1 protein-coding gene is annotated in these 508 nt (G+C 53.5%); it reads left to right on the top strand.

Going from position 1 to position 508, the window contains the following annotated elements; all coding sequences use genetic code 11:
* The first annotated feature begins 244 nt into the window (after window positions 1–244).
* On the top strand, window positions 245–472 hold the full coding sequence (locus V2I08_RS20570) for a hypothetical protein (RefSeq protein WP_349636592.1): 228 nt from the start codon (window positions 245–247) through the stop codon (window positions 470–472).
* Window positions 473–508: the final 36 nt, after the last annotated feature.

Genomic DNA, 508 nt, shown 5'->3' with positions numbered 1-508 from the left:
CACTCCATCTCTTCGCAAAGAGGTGTGAATCACAACATGCTGGTATTACTCAACAACTTTCGGTTCGGGCACTAAGATGCTCTGCCATATTCTGATTATAGCTGGTTGCTTGGCGCAAAAACAATATGAACGTCGCCGACGATTCGGGCGTTCCGGGCAATCGAAGCGTTGAAAGCCTTGGCGAAGACCACCTTGTCGGGGTAGCATGACGGCATAGCCAGAATTTTAGAAAAGCACTGACTCCGTGACGAGCGCGCATCTCTTTCTCGATACCAACATACTTATGCACTTCCAGCGCATCGATCAGATCGACTGGCCGGATATTGCCGATGCCACTGAATGCATCCTGCTGATCGCGCCCGTGGTGATACGTGAACTGGAAAAGCACAAGGTCCAGCATTCATCGCCCAAGCTGCGGGAGCGCGCCGGGCTGTCAACGGCGGTCAGATTCCAGGCCATCGGGGCGGAGTAAAAGCAGGCCACTGTTGATGCGGGCCTGACGATATGA

This window comes from Sphingobium sp. MK2 (assembly GCF_040170545.1).
Classification (GTDB): domain Bacteria; phylum Pseudomonadota; class Alphaproteobacteria; order Sphingomonadales; family Sphingomonadaceae; genus Sphingobium.
This window is presented reverse-complemented; position numbering and strand designations above follow the sequence as displayed.